Here is a 19,507-nt window from a genome sequence, read left to right on the forward strand (position 1 = left end):
TCGTGCGCAGACGGTTGTCCCCGGGCCGGCTCGTCGCCTGGGCGTACCTCGTGATCGTCCTGGCGGTGACGATCTTCCCGTTCTACTGGATCGTCCGGACGGCGCTGTCGAACAACTACGCGATGGCGACGGACCCGTCGTCGCTGGTCCCGGTCGACTTCACGCTGGGCGCGTTCAAGCGCGCGCTCGGCCTGGCGTCCCCGGCCGAGGCCGCCGCACAGGGCGGGTCGGCCGCGTCGATCGACCTGCTGTCGGCGCTGCGGAACTCGATCGTCTACGCGGTGCTGCTCACCGTCTGCACGGTGTTCTTCTCCGCGCTGGCCGCGTTCGCGTTCTCGCGGCTGCGGTGGAAGGGGCGCAACGCGCTGTTCGCGGTGCTGCTGACCGCGCTGATGGTGCCGCAGGTGCTGACGCTGCTGCCGAACTTCGTGCTGATCAAGGACCTCGGGCTGCTCAACAGCTTCGGCGGGATGATCCTGCCGACGGCGTTCTTCTCCGCGTTCAACATCTTCTTCCTGCGCCAGTTCATGCTCGGCCTCAGCACCGAGATCGAGGAAGCCGCGATCATCGACGGCGCCGGCCCGCTGCGCGTCTGCTTCCGGATCGTGCTCCCGATGAGCGCCGCCCCGATCGCGACGCTGGGCCTGCTGACGTTCATCAACACCTGGAACGACTACCTGTGGCCGCTGCTGGTCACCAACGACGACACCGTCCGTCCGCTGACGCTGGCGCTCGCGGTGTTCAAGCAGTCCTCGCCGCAGGCGGCGCTGGACTGGGCCGGCCTGATGGCCGCCACGCTCGTCGCCGCGCTCCCGATGCTGCTGCTGTTCGTGGCGTTCGGCCGCCGGCTCGTCAATTCCATCGGCTTCACGGGGTTGAAATGACGGATCTCCTGCTCTCCTGGCCGCACCCGGCCGCGGAATGGACCGAGGCGATGCCGGTCGGCAACGGCCGGCTCGGCGCGATGGTCTTCGGCGGCGCCGGGTGCACGCGGATCCAGGTCAACGACGCCACCGTCTGGTCCGGCACGCCGAACGGTCCCGCGTCTGCTTTGAAGGACATCGACGCCGGACCGGACCAGCTCGCCAAGGTGCGCGAAGCCGTGTTCGCGAAGGACTTCCGGCGCGCCGAAGCCCTCCTGATGGCGTTCGAAGGGCCGTACAGCCAGGAGTTCCTGCCGTACGTCGACCTCTGGCTGACGCTGCCCGAAGGGACGTCCCACGGCCGGACGCTCAACCTCGACAACGGCGTCGCCACCGAGCGGCTCACCATCGGCGGCCACGACGTCGAACGCACGACCTGGGTGAGCCGTCCCGCGCAAGCTCTGTGCATCGGACTGTCCGGCGCGATCGATGTTGAAGTCGATGTGTCGACACCGCTGCGGGAGGTTTCGCGAGACGGCCTCGACCTGGGCATCGAGATCCCGATCGACGGCGCACCCAGGCACGAACCGCAGGTGGAAGAGCCACTGCGGTACGGGACCGTCGAGGGGTACGACCCGTTCGCCGCGGTGTCCGTCCGGGTCGCCCGGACGGAAACCGGCGTCCTGATCGTCCTGGCCAGCTCGACCAGCGCGTACGACGCCTGGATCGGCGACCGCCAGCACACGCGCGACGAACACCGCCGACGTGCTGCGGTCCTCGCCGAGCAGGCGATCGAGACCGGGACGGCGGAGCTGCGACGCGCGCACGAGGCCGACCTGCGCCCGCTGCTGAGCGCGTCCTCGCTCAGGATCGGCGAGCGCCGCGGCGGCGCCCACGACGTCGCCGAACTGCTGTCCGGAAAGGACGAGCAGCTCACCGCCACCGTCCTGTTCCAGTACGGCCGTTACCTCCTGGCCGGCGCGTCCCGGCCGGGCACGCCGCCCGCGAACCTGCAGGGCATCTGGAACGACGACCTCCGTCCGGCCTGGTCGTCCAACTACACGGTCAACATCAACACCCAGATGAACTACTGGGGCGCCGAGACGACCGGGCTCGGCGAATGCCACCTCCCGCTGTTCGACCTGCTCGGCAAGCTCGCGGTCACCGGCGCCGACGTCGCGCGCGAACTGTACGGCGCCCGCGGCTGGGTCACCCACCACAACACCGACCCGTGGGGCTGGGCGCTGCCGGCCGGCATGGGGCACGGCAACCCGTCGTGGGCGCTCTGGCAGCTGGGCGGCGCGTGGCTGGTCCAGCACGCCTGGGAGCACTGGGACTTCACCCGCGACCGCGCGTTCCTCGAGAAGACGGCGTGGCCGTTGCTGCGCGGGTGCGCCGAGTTCTGCCTGGACTGGCTGGTCGAACGAGACGGCTTCCTGGAGACGTGCCCATCGACGTCCCCGGAGAACCTCTTCCTCTCCGAAGCCGGGACGAAGGAGTCGCTGACGTACTCGGTGACGATGGACATCGCGCTGATCCGCGCGGTGTTCGAGCGTTGCCTCGCCGCGGCGGACGCGCTCGACGTCCACGATCCGTTGTGCGCCGAGATCGCCCTCGCCCTGCCGCGCCTGCGTCCGCTGGCGATCACGGAAGGCGGCTGGCTGCAGGAATGGGCCGAGGACTTCCCGGAGGACGATCCGGCGCACCGGCACATGTCCCAGATGGTCGCGCTCTACCCGCTCGGGCAGATCGACGCCGTCGCGACACCAGCCCTCGCCGAGGCTGCGCGAGTGCTGCTCGAACGCCGTGGACCAGGGGCGATGGGCTGGTCGTGGGCCTGGAAGATCGCGTTGCGCGCGCGGCTCGGCGACGGCGAGACCGCGCGGAAGCTGCTCGGCGAGGCGTCGCAGCCGTTCACCGGCGACCGCCACCGTGACGCCCCGGTCGACGGCTCCGAGTGGGGCGGGCTGCTGCCCAACCTGTTCAGCACGCACCCGCCGTTCCAGATCGACGGCACCTACGGCTTCCCCGCCGGGCTCGCGGAACTGGTGCTGCAGAGCCAGAACGACGTCGTGACGCTGCTCCCGGCGCGGCCCGCGGAGTGGGCGAACGGCGAGGCGCGGGGGCTGCGCTGCCGCGGTGGGCTCGCGGTGGACCTCGAATGGCGCGAAGGTGAGCTGGTCTACGCCGTGCTGCGGCGGCTGTCCGGCGACCCGGCCGACGTGGTGCGCGTGCGCTACCGCGGCCGGGAGACCGAGCTGCGGCTGCGGGCCGGCGAGTCCACCGTCCTGAAAGGACTCTGATGCTCACCGACCTCGGTCTCGCCGCGCTGTGGGAGTACCGCAGCGACTACGCCGCCCCCGCCGACTTCGACGAGTTCTGGACGTCGACCCTCGACGACGCCCGCGACCACGACCTGGCCCTGAAAGTGACGCCGGTCGAGACGCCGTTGCGGACCCTCGACGTCTTCGACGTGCAGTTCGCCGGCTTCGGCGGCCACCCGGTCCGCGCCTGGCTGCGGCTGCCGCGCGGCATCGAGGGCCCGCGGCCCGCGATCGTCCAGTTCCACGGCTACGGCGGCAGCCGGGGGAGCGCGCTGCAGGAGCTGACCTGGGCGTCCGCCGGGTACGCGCACCTGCAGGTCGACGTCCGCGGCCAGGGCGGCGTGACCCCCGACCCGGTCGGCAGCGGACCCGCGTACCCCGGCCACCTGACGCGCGGCATCGACAGCCGCGAAACCTACGTCTACCGGCGGATCTTCGCCGACGCGGCCCGCGCGGTGGACGCTGTGCGCGCCCTCGACGCCGTCGACCCGGCGCGGGTCGCGGTGCTCGGCAACAGCCAGGGCGGCGGCATCGCGCTGGCCGCGGCGGCGCTGGTCCCGGACGTCGCCGCGCTGCACGCCCAAGCGCCGTTCCTCTGCGACTTCCGGCGAGCGAGCCTGATCGCGGGGGAGCGGCCGTACGTCGAGCTGACGCGGTACCTGGCCGACAAGCGGGACGCCGTCGCGCGGACGTTCGAGGTGCTGTCCTACTTCGACGGTGTCGGCTTCGCGGCCCGCGCGACCGCGCCCGCCTGGTTCTCCGCCGGGCTGATGGACGGGATCGTGCCGCCGTCCACGGTGTTCGGCGCCTACCACGCCTACAAGGGCCCGAAGCGGATCGGCGTCTGGGAATACAACGGCCACGACGCCGGCGGCGCGGACGACGTCCAGGCGGTACTCGAAGGGTTCCGGCCGATCCTGCGGCCATGACCATCCACAATGGAGTGACAAGATGAGAACTTTGGCGATCGGCCTGGTGGCGACGCTGGGTGCGCTGGTGGCCGCCTGTGGCGGCGGCTCGGCGAGCGGCAACGGGAACACCGTCAACTGGTGGACCTGGGACGACAAGCAGGCGGCGGCCTACCAGAGCTGCGCGTCCGCCGTCGAGAAGGCCAACCCGGGCACCACGGTGAAGATCACGCAGTACAACGTGGACGACTACTTCACCAAGCTGACCGCCGGGTTCGTCGCGGGCACCGCGCCCGACGCGTTCCAGAACAGCGTTCAGTACTTCCAGGCCTACGCCGCGCAGCACCAGCTGCTGCCGCTGGACGACCTCGTCGCCCGCGACAAGTTCGACCTCAAGCGGTTCTCCGTCGGCGTCGACTCGTGGAAGTTCACCGACGGCAAGCAGTACGCGCTGCCGCTCGACTGGTCCGCGACCGGGCTCTACTACAACGTCGACACCATCACGAAAGCCGGTTACACCCCCGCAGACCTGGCGAAGCTGACCTGGAACCCGGACGACGGCGGGACGTTCGAGAAGGTCGCGGCGCACCTGAGCGTCGACAAGAACGGCGTCCGCGGCGACCAGCCGGGCTTCGACTCCGGCCACGTCGCCACCTTCGGCACCGGCCAGCTCGCCTCGCGGGACTTCATCGGCGAATCGACGTGGAGCTCGTTCGCAATGACCACCGGCTGGCGGCTGGCCGACAAGCAGACCTGGCCGGCGAAGTTCGGCTACGACGACCCGGTCTTCGCCAAGACCATGCGCTGGGTGCGGTCACTGGCCGACCGCGGGTTCTCCCCGAAGATCGGCACGTTCACCACCGGCGGCCAGGCGACGATCAGCGACACCGACCTGATCGGCTCGGGCAAGGTGGCGATGGAGACGGCCGGGTCGTGGACGGCCGGCACGTTCGCGAAGCTGCCCGGCGTCAAGGTCGGGATCGCGCCCACCGTGCTGGGGCCGTCCGGGAAGCGCGCGCTGCTGTCCAATTCGAACGGGAACAACATCTGGGCGGGCACGAAGAACCCGGACCTGACCTGGAAGTGGGTCTCGTACATGGGTTCGCCGGACTGCCAGTCGGCCGCCGGCGCGAGCGGCACGTTCTTCCCGTCGATCCCGGCGTCGATGGACGCGGCGGCGACGGCGATGCAGGGCCAGGGCGTCGACCTGTCGGTGTTCACCACGATGATGAAGGACGGCTCGCTCGTCCCGGCCGTCGTCTACGGCAACGGCGCCGCCCTGCAGGACGCGGAACGGCCGCTGTTCGAAGCGTACTTCGCGCACCAGCGCGACGACGACGTCTTCGCCGAGATGGCGCGGAAGAGCAGCCAGATCCTGGGCAAGCAGTAGCCTGTAGTCACCGACGATGAGGGAGTCAGGGTGAGTTCCGGACGACGGCTCGAGGCACTGCCGAACCGGCAGGTGCTGGCGGACGGCGTCTACGAGCAGATCCGGGCGCTGATCATGAACGACGGCATCGAGCCGGGCGCGCGGGTGAACATCGACGAGATCGCCCGCGAGCTCGGCGTCTCCGGCACGCCGGTGCGCGAAGCACTGGCGCGGCTGGAGTCCGAGGAGCTGGTCAGCCGGCTGCCGTTGCGCGGTTACCGCGTCACGGAGTTGCTGAACCGCAAGGAAGTCGACGACATGTACGCGCTGCGGCTGCTGCTGGAGCCGCCGTCCGCGGCCCTGGCGGCGGCGGCGATGTCGGACGCGAGTGTCGCCGCGCTGGAAGCCGAGCTGGCGACGTGCCCGGCGGCCCCGGCCGACGACGCGTACAGCGACTACAAGGCCCTGACCGCGCACGACGCCCGGCTGCACGAGCTGATCCTGCACCTGGCCGGCAACGTCGCGGTGGAGCAGGCGTTCGCCCGCACCCACTGCCACCTGCACTTCTTCCGGCTGAACTACAACCAGCCGTTCGGCGAGCAGACGATCGCCGAGCACCGCACGATCGTGGACGCCCTGGTCGTGGGCAGCGCGTCCGGCGCCCGCAAGGCGATGACGGCCCACCTGGAAGTGGCCCGGGACCGCCTGGTCTCCCGCCTCTGACCGTCCCGGCGCTCGGGTCCTGCGTGAGCCGGGCCGGACGTGCGAAGGCCGCACCGGGCGTACCCGGTGCGGCCTCCCCCGACGACGTCAGCTGCGGGTCACTTGACCGGCATCGTCACTTCGTAGATGCGGGTCGGCGCGGCGGCCGCCGCGCGGAAACCGCTGGCCCACAGGGATTCCACCTGAGCGGACTCGTCCGCGTTCGGGTTCGCGTTGGTGCACGACGGGCCGGGGCCACCGCCCGACATCAGCTCGGTGCACGGGCCTTCGTAGTGGTCCGGCAGGCCCAGCGCGTGCCCCGTCTCGTGGGCCGTGATGCGGGTCTGGTTGTACTCCTCGGCCTGCGTGTAGTCGATGAAGATGGTGCCGCTGCCGTGGCCGTCGGTCTGGGCGTACGAACCCTGCGGGTCGTTGCCTTCGGTGTAGTGCAGCGTGGCGCCCGAGGAGCTTTCTTCGAGCTTGACGTTCGAGACCGCCGCGTTCCAGTTCGCCGCGCCGGCGTTGATCTGGGCGCGGAAGGTGGGGGCGTCCGAGGTGTCGTAGTAGACGATCGTGGCCGCTTCGGCCTGGGCCGGGGCCGCGAAGGCCGGGGCGGCGGTCATCGGGGTGGCGATCATCGCCAGTGCGACAGCGGCTCCGGGCAGCAGGTACTTCCTGGACATCGGGACGGCTCCTCGCGGTAGGGCAGCTGTGGGGAATTTGCCGGGTTTGCGTGTGCTGTGGTCCGAATTTACGTATCCGGACGTCGCTTGTGACCCGACTTTCGTACTGCGTGTTTAGTGGTGATTTACCAACCATTTTGCAGTGTTGACATGCGCTGCCACGCATACGAGGATGCCCCGCCGGGCTCAGGAGATCGGCTCGGCCAGCGGGATCTCACCTTCGCTCAGCCACGAGCCGCGCCACGCCAGATCGTCCCTGACCAGCGGTTTTCCGCAGCTGTCGCAGTTCTGGCCCGGTCGGGTGAGCTGCCCGCAGCCGGTGTGGACGAGCTTCATCGGGCCGTACGCGCTCACCGAATCGGTGTGGGCGTCACCCCACGCGCCGAGGGCGTGGAGCACCGGGAGCGCGTCCGAACCGGCCTGCGTGAGCCGGTATTCGTGCCGGGTGCGGCCGCCGTCGCGGTAGGGGAGCTTCGTCAGCAGTCCGCGGTCGACGAGCTTGCCCAGCCGGGTCGTCAGCACGTTGTCGGCGATGCCGAGCTCGCTGCGGAAGTCCTCGAACCGGGTCGTGCCCGCGGTGGCGTTGCGCAGGATCAGCAGGGTCCACGGCTCGGCCAGGACGTCGGCGGCGCGGGCGATCGGGCAGGAGGCGTCCTCCCAGGTGATGCGGCGGCTCATGTGTGATCCCTTCGAGCTGGCTTGCTTGGAGCAAGTTTACGCCGTAGGGTCGCCGGTAGCTAGCTTGCAACGAGCAAGTCAGATGCGAGAGGAGCTCGACATGGAGATCACAGGTGCGGTGGCGCTGGTCACCGGGGCCAACCGCGGGCTCGGCCGGCAGTTCGCGGCCGCCCTCGTGCAGCGGGGAGCGGCGAAGGTCTACGCGGCCGCGCGCAACCCGGAGTCGGTGGACCTGCCGGGAGTGATCCCGTTGCGGCTCGACGTCACGGACCCCGACTCGGTCCGCGCCGCCGCCGCGATCGTCGGGGACGTCACGCTGCTGGTCAACAACGCCGGCTCGTCCACCGGGGCGTCGGTGCTCGGCGGGTCCCTCGAGGACATCCGGCTGGAGATGGACACGCACTACTTCGGCACGCTGGCCGTGACGCGCGAGTTCGCGCCGATCCTGGAGCGCAACGGCGGCGGCGCCGTGCTCAACGTCCTTTCGGTGCTGTCCTGGTTCACCTCGCCGCAGGTCGCGGCCTACTCCGCGGCGAAGTCGGCGGCCTGGTCGCTGACCAACGCGCTGCGCCTGGAACTGGCGTCGCAGAAGACGCAGGTGACCGCGCTGCACGTCGGGTACATGGACACCGACATGGCCAAGCACGTCGACGGCCCGAAGATCGACCCGGCGGTCGTGGCCGGTCTCGCTCTCGAAGGTGTCGAACAGGGCCGCTACGAGGTGCTCGCCGACGACGTCAGCCGGGGGGTGCGCGCCGGGCTTTCCGGCGACCTGACCGGGCTGTACCCGAGCCTGACCGCCTGAGTCCACTTAGGACGGCGAGTGGCCGCCATGGTCATTCCGGGACCCCCGGAACACGGCCGCGGCGGCCACCGGCGTATGAATGGGCGGGTGCCGGACAACGCGGGAATCGGCCGTACCAGGAATCGTTGGGGCGAAGGGGATCGGCTGCGCGGGGAAATCCTCGCGGCCGCCGCCCGGCTGCTCGCCGAGCTCGGCGGCGAGGACGGGCTGACGATCCGCGGGGTGGCCCGCGCGGTCGGGATCGCCCCGGCGAGCATCTACCAGCACTTCGCCGACCGCGCGGAACTCGTGCAGGGGCTGCTGGACTACGAATACGCGCGGCTGCGCGACTCGATGCGCGCGGCGGAGGAGTCGCTCGGCGAGACCGACGTCGTCGGCCGGGTGCGGGCGCAGATCCACGCTTACTGCGCGTTCGCCATGGACCATCCCGGACATTACCGGCTGATGCTCGCGAACGGCGCGTCCCGGCCCGATCCGGACGCGCGTGCCGAAGGACCGCTGCTGGACGTCATCGACGGGCTGGCCGCGGCGTTCGAGCGGTGCGTCGAAGCCGGCCACCCGCTGCGGGTTTCGCCGGGCCGCGCGGCCGCGGTGGTGTTCGTCGGCGCGCACGGGCGGGTCGCGCTGTTCCACAGCGTGCTGCACCGGACCGGGGCCGAGCTGGTGGAGCCGTTCGTCGACGAGCTGTTGTCCCTCGTGTTCGTGTGATCTTCCCGCTGTCGCCTGAACGGAGTGTGGCGGAGTCGCGACAAGATGCTTAGCATAGCTATGTAATTTCTTGTCGAACTGTGCGGCGGCTTCGGGAGGTCCTCATGACGGACGGTGTGCCCGCTTTTCCGATGACCCGGCGGTGTCCCTTCGACCCGCCGGCCGAGCTCGGGGAACTTCAGCGTGACGAACCGGTTTCCCGCGTCAAGCTGTGGAACGGCAGCACGCCGTGGCTGGTGACGCGCTTCGAAGACGTGCGCACGATCCTGCGTGACCCGCGGGTGAGCGCCGATTCCGACCGGCCCGGCTACCCGCACCAGAGCGCGGCGTCGGCGGCGCGGCGCAACCGCGTCAAGTCATTCATCAACATGGACGGCGCCGAGCACGCGGCCCAGCGCAAGCTGCTGACCGGCGACTTCCTGGTCAAGAAGATGGAGGCGCTGCGCCCGGCGATCCAGCGGATCGTCGACGACCTCATCGACGACCTCTTGGCAGGCCCGAGGCCGGTCGACCTCGTGCCGGCGTTCGCGCTGCCGCTGCCGTCGCTGGTGATCTGCGAGCTGCTCGGGGTGCCTTACGAGGAGCGCGAGTTCTTCCAGGACATCACGAAGGTGATGATCTCGATGGACGCGGCGCCCGAAGAGGCCGTGAAGGCCACCGACGAGCTGCTCGCCTACCTTTCCCGCTTGGTGGAAAAGAAAGCGGCGTCCCCGGGCGACGACGTCCTGAGCCGCCTGGCGGTCTCGCAGCTGGGCACGATGACCGCCGAGCAGATCGCCGGCATGGGCCAGCTGCTGCTGGTGGCGGGCCACGAGACGACGGCGAACATGATCGCGCTCGGCACGGTGGCGCTGCTGGAGAACCCGGCCCAGCTGGACCTGGTCCGGTCCGGCGACGCGGAACTGCTGCGCAGCGCGGTCGAAGAGTTGTTGCGGTACTTGAACATCACGCACTCGGGCCGCCGCCGCGTCGCCGTCGAAGACTTCGAGCTCGGTGGCCAGGTCATCCACGCCGGCGACGGCATCATCGGCGCCTCGGACATCGCGAACCGCGACGACTCGGTGTTCGAGACACCGGACGAGCTGGACGTCACGCGCGGCGCCCGCCACCACGTCGCCTTCGGCTACGGCGTGCACCAGTGCCTCGGCCAGACACTGGCCCGGGTCGAGCTGCAGGTGGTCTACGGCACGCTCTACCGCAGGATTCCCTCGCTGCGCCTGGCGGTTCCGGTCGAGGAGCTGGAGTTCAAGAACGACATGCTGGTCTACGGCGTCCACTCGTTGCCGGTCACGTGGTGAGGATTCTGGCGGATTCCCGCTCTGCCGGATTCCAGCGCTGCCGGATTCCGGTTCTGTCGGTGCTTACCGGTAGCCTGGAATTCGGGGGCTTCTCGTCGCTCCTGAGCTGATGATTCGCTTGCGCCGCAACGGAAAGCTCGCTGTGCGCGGCGCTCGCGAGGATCACCCGGTTTAGCGATGGTGTTCGCACACGTGTTCGGTAACGTGGGATTCGTGACGACAACGATTCTCCGCCGCGTGTTCCGGTTCCTGTGCCGCGCCCGGTCAGAGCGCGCTCCGACAGGCGTCAATGTCCTGCCGTGGCACCAGTTCCAGCTTGGCCCGCCGGTCGATCGCCTCCGTGGCAGCGCGGAGACAACCGGCCGGCGGCCGCGGTTGTGCGGAAACTGCCGCGCACCTCTGCCGCTGGGCGGGAACTGCGGTAAACCCGGGCAGTGCTCGGCTCGGACCGCGAGCCCGTCAGCCGAGCTTTTCGGCGGCGTCCGCCAGATCTTCCGGCGTGGGCGCGTCGTCCTGCGTGAGCTTGCGGCGCCAGTAGCCGGTGAACTCGATGTCCCGTTTGCCGAGCCCGCGGTCGCCCACCAGGTGCCGCCGCAGCGCCCGGACCATCCCCGCCTCGCCGGCGAGCCACGCCGAGACCGAGCCGTCGCCGAGTTTCGCCTCGCGCACCGCGTCCAGCAGCGCAGCCCCGTGCGGGGCGCCGTCCCGGTGCAGCCAGTGGACGTCGCCAGGCAGCGGTTGCTCCTCGGCCGCGTCCGGGACCTCCAGGAACACGACTGCGTTGTCGACTTCGGACAACAAGGAGGAGACCGCGGGGATCGCCGTCTCGTCCCCGGCCAGCAGCACGGTGTCGGCCACGGGGAGCGGACGGCGGTAGGCCGCGTCCGGGCCGTACCGGCCGAGGACGTCATCCGGAGCCGCCGTGCGGGCCCAGCTCGTGGCCGGGCCGCCCGCGTCGCCGTGCAGGACGAAGTCGACGTCGATCTCGGCGAGCGCCGGGCGCCGGTCGCGCACCGTGTAGCTGCGCATCACCGGTCGTTCTTCGGCCGGGATTGCCAGGAATGCCTGATACCAGCGCATGACGTCGCCGTCGGCGGGAGGCAGGCGCACCGGGCGTCCCGGCGGCGGGAACATCAGCTTCAGCTGCTGGTCCGGCCACGCCTCCAAGACTTCCAAGCCCTCGCCGGTGAAGGTGACGCGCACCGTGCGCGGGGTCACCCGGCGGACCGCCGTCACTTCGAGCAGGCCCGTCACGGCTTCCCCAGGTACTCGCGCAGGTGGCGGGCGGTCAGGGTGGTGGCGTCGGCGACCAGCGAAGCCGGCGTGCCCTCGAAGACCACGCGGCCGCCGTCGTGGCCGGCGCCGGGGCCGAGGTCGATCAGCCAGTCGGCGTGGGCCATCACGGCCTGGTGGTGCTCGATGACGATCACCGTGTTGCCCGCGTCGACGATCCGGTCGAGCAGCGCGAGCAGCTGGTCGACGTCGGCCAGGTGCAGGCCGGTGGTCGGCTCGTCGAGGATGTACGTCGAGCCGTGTTCGGCCATCCGGATCGCCAGCTTGAGCCGTTGCCGCTCACCGCCGGACAAGGTCGTGAGCGGCTGCCCGAGCGTCAGGTAGCCGAGGCCGACGTCGGCGAGCCGGTTCAGCACCGCCCGCGCGTTGCCGGACGGGAAGAACTCGCGCGCCTCGGTCACCGGCATCGCGAGCACCTCGCTGATGTTCTTGCCCCGCAAGGTGTACGTCAGCACTTCGGGCGTGAAGCGCTTGCCTTCGCACTCCTCGCAGACCGACGCGACGCCGGCCATCATCGCCAGGTCCGTGTAGACGAGCCCGAGGCCCTTGCACTTCGGGCAGGCACCTTCGGAGTTGGCGCTGAACAGGCTCGCCTTGACCCCGTTGGCCTTGGCGAACGCCGTCCGGATCGGGTCGAGCACGCCGGTGTAGGTGGCCGGGTTCGAGCGCCGCGAACCGCGGATCGCCGACTGGTCGACCACCACGACGCCGTCGCGGTGGGCCAGGGAGCCGTGGATCAGTGACGACTTCCCGGACCCGGCGACACCGGTGACCACGGTCAGCACGCCGAGCGGGACGTCGACGCTGACGTCGCGCAGGTTGTGCAGGCTGGCGCCGGTGATCCGGAGGTGCCCGGCAGGCGTGCGGACCTCCGGGCGCACGGTGACGCGGTGGTCGAGGTGGCGACCGGTGAGCGTGCCGGACGCGCGGAGGCCGTCGAGGTCGCCGGTGTAGCAGAGCCGTCCGCCGGCCTTGCCCGCGCCGGGACCGAGGTCGACGACGTGGTCGGCGATCCCGATGGTCTCCGGCTTGTGCTCGACGACCAGGATCGTGTTCCCCTTGTCCCGCAAGCAGAGAAGGAGGTTGTTCATCCGCTCGATGTCGTGCGGGTGCAGGCCGACGGTCGGCTCGTCGAAGACGTACGTGACGTCGGTGAGGCTCGAACCCAGGTGGCGCACCATCTTCACGCGCTGCGCCTCGCCGCCGGACAGCGTGCCCGACTCGCGGTCCAGCGAGAGGTAGCCGAGGCCGATCTCGACCAGCGAGTCGAGCGTGTCGCGCAGGTTGCCCAGCAGCGGTGCGATCGAGGGCTCGTCGAGCTTCCGGACGAACTCGGCGAGGTCGCTGATCTGCATGGCCGAGCAGTCGGCGATGTTCCGGCCGTCGATCGTCGACGAGAGCGCGGCCTGGTTCAGGCGGGCGCCGCCGCAGGTGGCGCAGGTGCTGAAGGCCGCGGCCTTCTCGATGAACCCGCGCAGGCGCGGCTGCAGCGACTCGGTGTCCTTGTGCAGGTAGAGGCGCTTGACCTTCACCGCGAGGCCCTCGTAGGTGACGTTGGTCTTGCCGACCTTCACCTTGCAGGAGTCCTTGTGCAGCAGGTCGTCGAGCTGCTGCGGCGTGTAGTCCCGGATCTTGGCGTCCGGGTCGTAGAAACCGGAAGCGAGGTAGGTCTGGACGTACCAGGTGTCCGGGGTGAAGCCGGGTACCTGGATGGCGCCGTCGTTGAGGGACTTGTCGAAGTCGAGCAGGGCGCGGACGTCGAGGTCGGACACCCGGCCGAGGCCCTCGCACGCCGGGCACATGCCCTCGGGCAGGTTGAAGCTGAACGCGCCGGACGTGCCGACGTGCGGTTCGCCGAGCCGGGAGAAGGCGATGCGCAGCATCGTGTGGGCATCGGTCGCGGTGCCGACGGTCGAGCGGGAGTTGGCCCCCATCCGCTCCTGGTCGACGACGATGGCGGCGCTCAGGTTCTCCAGCAGGTCGACGTCCGGGCGCGAGAGGTTCGGCATGAACGATTGGAGGAAGGCACTGTAGGTCTCGTTGATCATGCGCTGGGACTCGGCCGCGATGGTGCCGAAGACGAGGGACGACTTGCCGGAGCCGGACACGCCCGTGAACACCGTCAACCGGCGTTTCGGGATGTCCAGGTCGATGCCGGTCAGGTTGTTCTCCCGGGCCCCCCGGACCTCGATCACGTCGTGGGTGTCGGCGGCCCGCCTGGGTGAGGTCATACCGTCCTTCTTGATACTTTAGGCTGTAAGGTGATGGCTCTGGTTACAATACTTTAGGCTGTAAGGAGTCGGCAAGGTGGTCGTCTTCGCCGGTCAGGGCGACGCCCGGCGGTCCATGGAGCTGCTGTGGGGCCCGCGCGTCGGCGCCCCGCGCACCGGTCCCGGGCCCAAGCCGGGGCTGAGCGTCGAGGCGATCGTCGGTGCCGCGATCGGGATCGCCGACGCCGACGGCATGGCGGCGCTGTCCATGCGCTCGGTCGGGGAACGCCTCGGCCGCACGGCGATGGCGCTCTACACGTACGTGCCGGGCAAGACCGAGCTGGTCGACCTGATGTACGACCGGACGCTCGGCGAGCTGCCCGGGGACCCCGACCTGGCCCGCGGCTGGCGAGCGGCGGCGCTGGCCCTGGCCGACGAACTGTGGGACCTGCACCTGCGTCACCCGTGGCTGCTGCAGGTCTCCCCGGCGCGGCCGGTGCTCGGGCCGGGGGAGTTCCACGTGCAGGAGACGCTGCTGCGCGTCCTGGCGGAGACGGGCCTGCCACTGCCGCGCGTGCGCTGGGTGGTGTCGGCGCTGTTCAACGTCGTGCGCGGCTCGGTCCAGTCGGCGGCGGAATCGCGTCAGGCGTCGCGCGAGACGGGGCAGTCCGAAGAGGACTGGTGGTACGCCCGCTCGGCGTTGCTCGGCGAGCTGGTCCCCGACCTCTCAGTCCGCTTCCCGACGGTGTCGGCCCTCGGCGCGGACATGGCCGCGGTCCCCGACGGCGAGCCCTACCTGGAGCGCGAGGCGCGGCTGTCGTTCGAGGCGGGGCTGGAACTGCTGCTCGACGGCGTCGAGGCAGCGATCGTCAGGGCTTCCGGGCCTCGATCTTCCGACCCTCGTCCTTCCGGGCCTCGATGAGGAACCGGGTCGTGTGGGCGACGAACGGGCCGTCGCGCTCGATCAGGTCGTGCAGCTCCCGCAGGCGCGGCCGGTACTGCTCGACCGTGAAGCCCGGGACCATCCAGATCACCTTGCGCAGGAAGTAAACCACCGCTCCGATGTCGCGGAACTCGGTGCGCAGCGACTCCGAGCGCAGGTCGACGACCTCGAGGCCGGCCTCCGAAGCCGCGGCGACGGCGTGGTCCGGGTGGCGGCCCTCGCGGACGTCGGCCGGCTGCGGGCCGAGGAAGTACTCGACCAGCTCGAACACGCTCGCCGGGCCGACCTGCTGGGAGAAGTACGTCCCGCCGGGGCGCAGCACGCGGGCGATCTCGGCCCACCACGTCCGGACCGGGTGGCGGCTGGAGACGAGGTCGAACAGGTCGTCCGCGAACGGCAGCGGCGGTTCGTCCGAAGTCGCCACCACGACGACTCCGCGCGGCCGCAGCAACTCCGACGCGACAGCGACGTTCGGGGGCCAGGACTCCGTCGCCGCCATCAGTGGCGGCAGCGCCGGGCAGCCGTCGAGGACTTCGCCGCCGCCGGTTTCCAGGTCGAGGGCCGCGTGGACGCCGGCGAGGCGTTCGCCCAGCAGCCGCTGGTAGCCCCACGACGGGCGTTGCTCGGTCGCGCGGCCGTCGAGCCACGAGAAGTCCCAGCCGTCGACGGACACCGCGTCGGCTTCGGCCACCAGTTCGTCGAACATGGTCCCGATCGTCACAAAGCCGGGGGCGCGCCGCCAGCCGATTTCCGCGCCGGCGGCGGCGGTACCGGCTTGGCCAGGGTGACGGCGTCGAAGTCCACCACCACCGGGCCGCGGCGGGTTTCGATCGTGCACGTCGTTTCGTCGCGGGCGACCAGCAGGCCGAGCGCGTCGGTGAAGCCGCCCTCGATGCGGTAGCGCGCCACGACCCGCGTCCCGATCGGCAGCTCTCGCAGCAGTTTCACAGCCGCGAACCCAGCTCGGCGTCGGACGGCTCGACCAGGAAGGTGCCGTCGTCCCAGACGATCGTCGGGATGCGGCGTTCGCCGTCCTGCAGCGAGCGGACGCGCGCCTCGGCGGCCGCGTCCGCCTCGACGTCCACATAGGAGTACTCGACGCCTTCGCGGTCGAGCAACGCGCGGCTGCGCTTGACATCCGGGCACCAGGAAGCGCCGTAGACCGTCAGTTTCACGAAGCGACCTCCGAAGCGACAGGGGTTTGGGCAGGGGCGGGGGCAGGGGCGGGGGAGGGGTGGCCCAGGTGCGTCAGCCAGCCGCGGAAGACCCGGTGCAGGGCCTCCGCGCCGACGACGTCGCCGGGCGGCGGGAACTCACGCGGGTGCACGACGAAGCCGCGCTGCTGCGGGCCGCCGAGGCCGCCGTGCGAGCCGACGTGCGTCTCGAACGGCGACGACTGGTCCGTCTCCGGGTCGTAGTTGCTGTTGATCATCACGTCGGCGCAGTGCGGGAACGTGTCGACGCGGCGCACCAGGTCCGCGGCGTGCGGGCCGTAGCGCAGCAGCGGGTCCTCGCCGATGACGACGCCGGTGGCGAGCCGGTGCAGCCCGTCGCGGCCCAGCACGACGGGCCCGAACTCGCGGCTGCGTATGAGCAGGAACCCGACGCCGGGGTGGTCCACCAGCGACGGCAGCAGGTCGGGGAACTCGCGCTCGATCGTCTCCAGCTCGACGCGGCCTTCGTGCTCGGTGAACGACACCATCGCGGTGTGCCCGGACACGACCGCGACCACCCCGGGCGCCACGCGTGTGACCGCGCCGGGGGAGCCGGACTCCGTGCGCGGCCGGTCCTCGCCGCCTTCGGCGTTCTCGACGCGGCCCCGCAGCCGCCGTGCGATCAGGCCGCCGCTCTTCGTGGCCTCCGCGAGCGCCGCGTTGATCTGCCAGCTCTCGGCCTGGCGCCGCTTCCCCGAAGCCGCCGACGGCGAGCCGCCGCACAGCCGGCCGACGTACGCCTCGATCGTCTCGCCGAACCGCTGCGAGAACGCCTGGCCCTGGGTCTGGCCGTGGTCCGACAGCGCGACGACGTGGTAGCGGCGCGCGGAAAGCCGGCTCGCCCGGTGCAGCCGGGCGATCTGCTGGTCGATTGAGCGCAGCACCGACAGCGTGTCGAAGCGCTCGATGCCGGAGTGGTGCGCGACCTCGTCGTAGCCGAGGAAGTCGGCGTAGACGACCGGCCGTCCGGCCAGCATGTCGCCGAGGATCGCCGAGACGACGACGTCGCGCGCGATCACCGTCGTGCCCGGCCGGGCCAGCGGGTACCAGCCGCCGCGCGGGATCCGCGGCACGACGCCGGCGCGGCGCTGGCGGACCGACGCGCTGATCTCGCGGAAGACGTCGGCGAGCGCGACGACGAACGTCCGCAGCGCGTTGATGGGGTTCGCGAAGTAGGCGTAGTAGCCCGCGCCGAGGCGGTCGCGGTGCCGGTGGCGCAGGCCCTTCGGGACCAGCACCGGGATCGAGCTCATGGTGAGGCTGACGTGGTCGGCGTCGCCGGAGAACAGGTTGCCGCGGCTCGCGCCGTCGCCCGAGAGGAGGCCGCGCCCGTCGGAGTGGCGCCGTTCGATCTCGGCCGCGTCGGTCGGGTGCGCGCACGCCATCACGTGATCGCGGTCCTTTTCGTACCAGCGGAACCCGAGGATGTCGTGGTTGGAGCCGTGCAGGATGCCGCAGACGCTCGCGCCGGTCTGGGAGCTCCAGTCGGTGTGCCACTGCGTCAGCGCGTGGCTGTCCTCGGTGAGCCACGCGGCGAACGTCGGCATGTCGCCGTCGCGGATGGCGCGGCGGACGGTGTCGTACCCGAGGCCGTCGATCTGCAGGAACACCACGCCGGGCGGCTGTTCGGCGTCGCCGGGCTCGGCGGCGTGCCGGCGACGGCGGCGGTTCGCGCGGCGGAAGAAGATCTCGTCCTCGTCGATGGCCAGCAGGCTGGAGATCACCGCGCCGACGCCGGCCATGGCCACGGTGACGATCACCGCGGTCCGGAAGCCGACGATCTCGACGCCGGGCACCGTCTTGAACACGGCGAGCGTGCCCGCGCCGAGCAGCAGGAACCCGAAGAGGCCGAAGGTGAAGAACGCGAGCGGGTAGGCGATCCGCATGACCAGCGGCCAGACGAACGCCGCCAGCACCCCCAGCAGCAGCGCGCACACCGTCGGCTGCCACCAGTGCGTCATCCGGAAGCCGGACAGCAGCACGTCGAGCAGGCGCAGCGCGCCGGTCACCGCCACCCACACCAGCAGGACGCGGGCGACGACCCGGCCGCCCCGCAGCAGCCGGCCCTTCGGCGCGGTCGTCGTCAAGCTCGGTCTCCTGTCTTCTCTTTCGCCTCGGCTTTGGTGCGGCGCCGGCGGGCGATCAGGTTCAGCAGCACGGTGACCAGCAGGACCAGCACCGTCGCCAGCAGGGTCGCGATGAGCGGTGAGTCGAAAATGCCCCCGCTGACGATGCCGAGCAGGCTGTAGGCGACCGCCCAGAGCACGCACGCGACGAGCGCGGCGGGCAGCAGGCGCCGCCACGGGTAGCTCAGCGCGGCCGCCGCGAGCAGCACCGGAATCCGGCCGGCCGGGACGAGCCTGCCGATCACGACGATCTGCCAGCCGCGGCGGGCGAACTGGTCACGCGCCTTCTCGAGCCGTTCGGCGGGCTGGCGGCGGCTGATCCAGCGGAACGCGGCTTCGCTGCCCAGGCGCGGGACGCCGAACGTCACGACGTCACCGACGTACGCGCCGAGCGTGGCCAGGACGATCACCAGCGGCAGCGAGAGGTGGTCGGTGGTGGTGGCGACGGCGGCCGCGGCGCCGACCACCGCGCCGGTGGGCACGATCGGGATGATCGAGCCGAGCAGCACGCCGCCGAACAGCACCGGGTACCCGATGGCGGCCGGGTCGGTCCAGTTCACGCCCGGTCCGTCGAGGCCGGGAGCACGACGTCGGCGCCGGGCTCGGTGAACAGGACGCCGGTGGCGATCTTCGCCGCGGCCACGTGGGCCGCGAACTCCCGCGGCGGGTCGGCGAGCAGCCGCCGCATGCGCGTGGTGCGCCGGATCCCGGGGAGGGCGAGCGTGCCCCAGTGCACCGGCACGACCGCGCGGGCTTGCAGCAGGCCGGCGGCCTCGGCGGCGCGGGCCGGGTTCAGGTGGCCGGGCCCGAGGTTCGGCCCCCAGCCCCAGACGGGCAGGAGCGCGACGTCGACCGGGCCGAACGCGGCCATGCCGTCGAAGAGGTCGGTGTCGCCGGCGTTGTAGACGCGCAGGCCCGCGCTGTCGATCAGGTGCCCGATGGCCGGGCTCTGCGGGCCGTGGGTGAGGCGCGGGCCCCAGCGGTGTCCGGAGTGGATGGCCTCGGTCGCGGTGACGGTGAGGCCGCCCTCGGTGAGCGTCTCGCCGGGCGCGATCTCCTCGACGGCGGTGAAGCCCTTCTTGGTGAGCCAGCTCCCGGCCCCGCGCGGCACGACGATCCGGGTCCGCCGGCCGACCAGTTTCAGCGACGGCACGTGCAGGTGGTCGCCGTGCAGGTGCGACAGCAGCACGAGGTCGACGCCGGCGTACGCGCCGGGCGGGGGCGGCGGCACGACCCGGGTCAGCCCGCCGACCCGGGCGGTGAGCACGGGATCGGTGAGGACGACGCGGTCACCGAGCTCGAGCCGGACGGTGGAATGGCCGAGGAAACGCAGGTTGAAGCCGCTCACGCCCTTGAGTATCGCCTTCTCGCGCCGGGAATGCC

The 19,507-nt window shown here is 71.0% G+C and carries 19 protein-coding genes; 9 read left to right on the forward strand and 10 right to left on the reverse strand.

The genetic code is table 11. From position 1 onward, the window contains the following. The first annotated feature begins 2 nt into the window (after positions 1–2). The 5 genes from MUY22_RS19190 to MUY22_RS19210 are packed head-to-tail and all read left to right on the forward strand — an operon-like array spanning position 3 to position 6,187. Positions 3–884, forward strand: coding sequence for a carbohydrate ABC transporter permease (locus MUY22_RS19190; RefSeq protein WP_247061400.1), 882 nt, complete (start codon positions 3–5; stop codon positions 882–884). Beyond that, a complete protein-coding gene (locus MUY22_RS19195; protein WP_247061401.1) occupies positions 881–3,166 on the forward strand; it encodes a glycoside hydrolase N-terminal domain-containing protein in 2,286 nt (761 codons plus the stop codon). The genes MUY22_RS19190 and MUY22_RS19195 overlap by 4 nt, the downstream gene beginning before the upstream one ends. Further along, positions 3,166–4,116 (forward strand): alpha/beta fold hydrolase, encoded by a 951-nt coding sequence (locus tag MUY22_RS19200; protein WP_247061402.1) that lies wholly within the window; start codon positions 3,166–3,168, stop codon positions 4,114–4,116. Before MUY22_RS19195 ends, MUY22_RS19200 begins: the two co-directional genes overlap by 1 nt. A gap of 22 nt (positions 4,117–4,138) precedes the next feature. Then, a complete protein-coding gene (locus MUY22_RS19205) occupies positions 4,139–5,485 on the forward strand; it encodes an ABC transporter substrate-binding protein (protein ID WP_247061403.1) in 1,347 nt (448 codons plus the stop codon). Between the two features lie 30 nt (positions 5,486–5,515). Then, a complete protein-coding gene (locus MUY22_RS19210) occupies positions 5,516–6,187 on the forward strand; it encodes a GntR family transcriptional regulator (RefSeq protein ID WP_247061405.1) in 672 nt (223 codons plus the stop codon). Positions 6,188–6,285: 98 nt separating this feature from the next. Here MUY22_RS19210 and MUY22_RS19215 read toward each other — a convergent pair whose 3' ends face one another. Both MUY22_RS19215 and MUY22_RS19220 read right to left on the reverse strand, forming a co-directional pair. Further along, positions 6,286–6,849: a snapalysin family zinc-dependent metalloprotease gene (locus MUY22_RS19215; RefSeq protein WP_247061407.1), complete on the reverse strand. Its 564-nt coding sequence runs from the start codon at positions 6,847–6,849 to the stop codon at positions 6,286–6,288. Between the two features lie 186 nt (positions 6,850–7,035). Then, entirely contained in the window at positions 7,036–7,527 is a 492-nt protein-coding gene (locus tag MUY22_RS19220; RefSeq protein WP_247061409.1) for a helix-turn-helix domain-containing protein, read from the reverse strand. A gap of 100 nt (positions 7,528–7,627) precedes the next feature. Here MUY22_RS19220 and MUY22_RS19225 point away from each other — a divergent pair, with 100 nt between their 5' ends. From MUY22_RS19225 to MUY22_RS19235, 3 genes are all read left to right on the forward strand, one after another. Next, on the forward strand, positions 7,628–8,332 hold the full coding sequence (locus MUY22_RS19225) for an SDR family oxidoreductase (protein ID WP_247061411.1): 705 nt from the start codon (positions 7,628–7,630) through the stop codon (positions 8,330–8,332). A 144-nt stretch (positions 8,333–8,476) separates the two neighbouring features. Then, complete coding sequence (locus tag MUY22_RS19230; protein ID WP_326951784.1) at positions 8,477–9,040, forward strand: TetR/AcrR family transcriptional regulator; 564 nt, start codon at positions 8,477–8,479, stop codon at positions 9,038–9,040. Between the two features lie 104 nt (positions 9,041–9,144). Then, positions 9,145–10,338 carry a cytochrome P450 gene (locus MUY22_RS19235; protein WP_247061413.1) on the forward strand — a complete coding sequence of 398 codons (1,194 nt, stop codon included), beginning with the start codon at positions 9,145–9,147 and terminating at the stop codon, positions 10,336–10,338. Between the two features lie 459 nt (positions 10,339–10,797). Here the strand turns inward: MUY22_RS19235 and MUY22_RS19240 are convergent, their stop codons facing one another. After that, a complete protein-coding gene (locus tag MUY22_RS19240; protein ID WP_247061414.1) occupies positions 10,798–11,592 on the reverse strand; it encodes a siderophore-interacting protein in 795 nt (264 codons plus the stop codon). Next, entirely contained in the window at positions 11,589–13,862 is a 2,274-nt protein-coding gene (locus MUY22_RS19245; RefSeq protein WP_247061415.1) for an excinuclease ABC subunit UvrA, read from the reverse strand. The genes MUY22_RS19240 and MUY22_RS19245 overlap by 4 nt, the downstream gene beginning before the upstream one ends. Positions 13,863–13,938: 76 nt before the next feature. Here MUY22_RS19245 and MUY22_RS19250 point away from each other — a divergent pair, with 76 nt between their 5' ends. Beyond that, positions 13,939–14,763 (forward strand): TetR/AcrR family transcriptional regulator C-terminal domain-containing protein, encoded by an 825-nt coding sequence (locus MUY22_RS19250; protein ID WP_247061416.1) that lies wholly within the window; start codon positions 13,939–13,941, stop codon positions 14,761–14,763. Here the strand turns inward: MUY22_RS19250 and MUY22_RS19255 are convergent. Genes MUY22_RS19255 through MUY22_RS19280 form a run of 6 tightly spaced genes read right to left on the reverse strand, consistent with a single transcriptional unit; the run spans position 14,711 to position 19,472 of the window. Then, on the reverse strand, positions 14,711–15,490 hold the full coding sequence (locus tag MUY22_RS19255; RefSeq protein ID WP_247061417.1) for a methyltransferase domain-containing protein: 780 nt from the start codon (positions 15,488–15,490) through the stop codon (positions 14,711–14,713). The genes MUY22_RS19250 and MUY22_RS19255 overlap by 53 nt on opposite strands. Before the next feature lie 11 nt (positions 15,491–15,501). Continuing rightward, entirely contained in the window at positions 15,502–15,732 is a 231-nt protein-coding gene (locus MUY22_RS19260) for a ferrous iron transport protein A (RefSeq protein WP_247061418.1), read from the reverse strand. Beyond that, positions 15,729–15,959, reverse strand: a complete 231-nt coding sequence (locus MUY22_RS19265; RefSeq protein WP_247061419.1) for a glutaredoxin domain-containing protein — start codon at positions 15,957–15,959, stop codon at positions 15,729–15,731. The genes MUY22_RS19260 and MUY22_RS19265 overlap by 4 nt, the downstream gene beginning before the upstream one ends. Further along, complete coding sequence (locus tag MUY22_RS19270; protein WP_247061420.1) at positions 15,956–18,085, reverse strand: phage holin family protein; 2,130 nt, start codon at positions 18,083–18,085, stop codon at positions 15,956–15,958. Before MUY22_RS19270 ends, MUY22_RS19265 begins: the two co-directional genes overlap by 4 nt. Further along, on the reverse strand, positions 18,082–18,684 hold the full coding sequence (locus tag MUY22_RS19275; RefSeq protein ID WP_247061421.1) for a DedA family protein: 603 nt from the start codon (positions 18,682–18,684) through the stop codon (positions 18,082–18,084). Before MUY22_RS19275 ends, MUY22_RS19270 begins: the two co-directional genes overlap by 4 nt. Beyond that, on the reverse strand, positions 18,681–19,472 hold the full coding sequence (locus tag MUY22_RS19280) for an MBL fold metallo-hydrolase (RefSeq protein ID WP_247061422.1): 792 nt from the start codon (positions 19,470–19,472) through the stop codon (positions 18,681–18,683). The genes MUY22_RS19275 and MUY22_RS19280 overlap by 4 nt, the downstream gene beginning before the upstream one ends. Positions 19,473–19,507 lie beyond the last annotated feature (35 nt).

It is taken from the genome of Amycolatopsis sp. WQ 127309, assembly GCF_023023025.1.
Lineage (GTDB): Bacteria > Actinomycetota > Actinomycetes > Mycobacteriales > Pseudonocardiaceae > Amycolatopsis.

Excerpts from the sequence above, each read along its gene's own strand:
- MUY22_RS19200 (WP_247061402.1), top strand. The coding sequence starts at position 3,166 with ATGCTCACCGACCTCGGTCTCGCCGCGCTGTGGGAGTACCGCAGCGAC.
- MUY22_RS19195 (WP_247061401.1), top strand. The coding sequence starts at position 881 with ATGACGGATCTCCTGCTCTCCTGGCCGCACCCGGCCGCGGAATGGACC.
- MUY22_RS19225 (WP_247061411.1), top strand. The coding sequence starts at position 7,628 with ATGGAGATCACAGGTGCGGTGGCGCTGGTCACCGGGGCCAACCGCGGG.
- MUY22_RS19245 (WP_247061415.1), bottom strand. The coding sequence starts at position 13,862 with ATGACCTCACCCAGGCGGGCCGCCGACACCCACGACGTGATCGAGGTC.
- MUY22_RS19215 (WP_247061407.1), bottom strand. The coding sequence starts at position 6,849 with ATGTCCAGGAAGTACCTGCTGCCCGGAGCCGCTGTCGCACTGGCGATG.
- MUY22_RS19205 (WP_247061403.1), top strand. The coding sequence starts at position 4,139 with ATGAGAACTTTGGCGATCGGCCTGGTGGCGACGCTGGGTGCGCTGGTG.
- MUY22_RS19235 (WP_247061413.1), top strand. The coding sequence starts at position 9,145 with ATGACGGACGGTGTGCCCGCTTTTCCGATGACCCGGCGGTGTCCCTTC.
- MUY22_RS19255 (WP_247061417.1), bottom strand. The coding sequence starts at position 15,490 with ATGTTCGACGAACTGGTGGCCGAAGCCGACGCGGTGTCCGTCGACGGC.
- MUY22_RS19220 (WP_247061409.1), bottom strand. The coding sequence starts at position 7,527 with ATGAGCCGCCGCATCACCTGGGAGGACGCCTCCTGCCCGATCGCCCGC.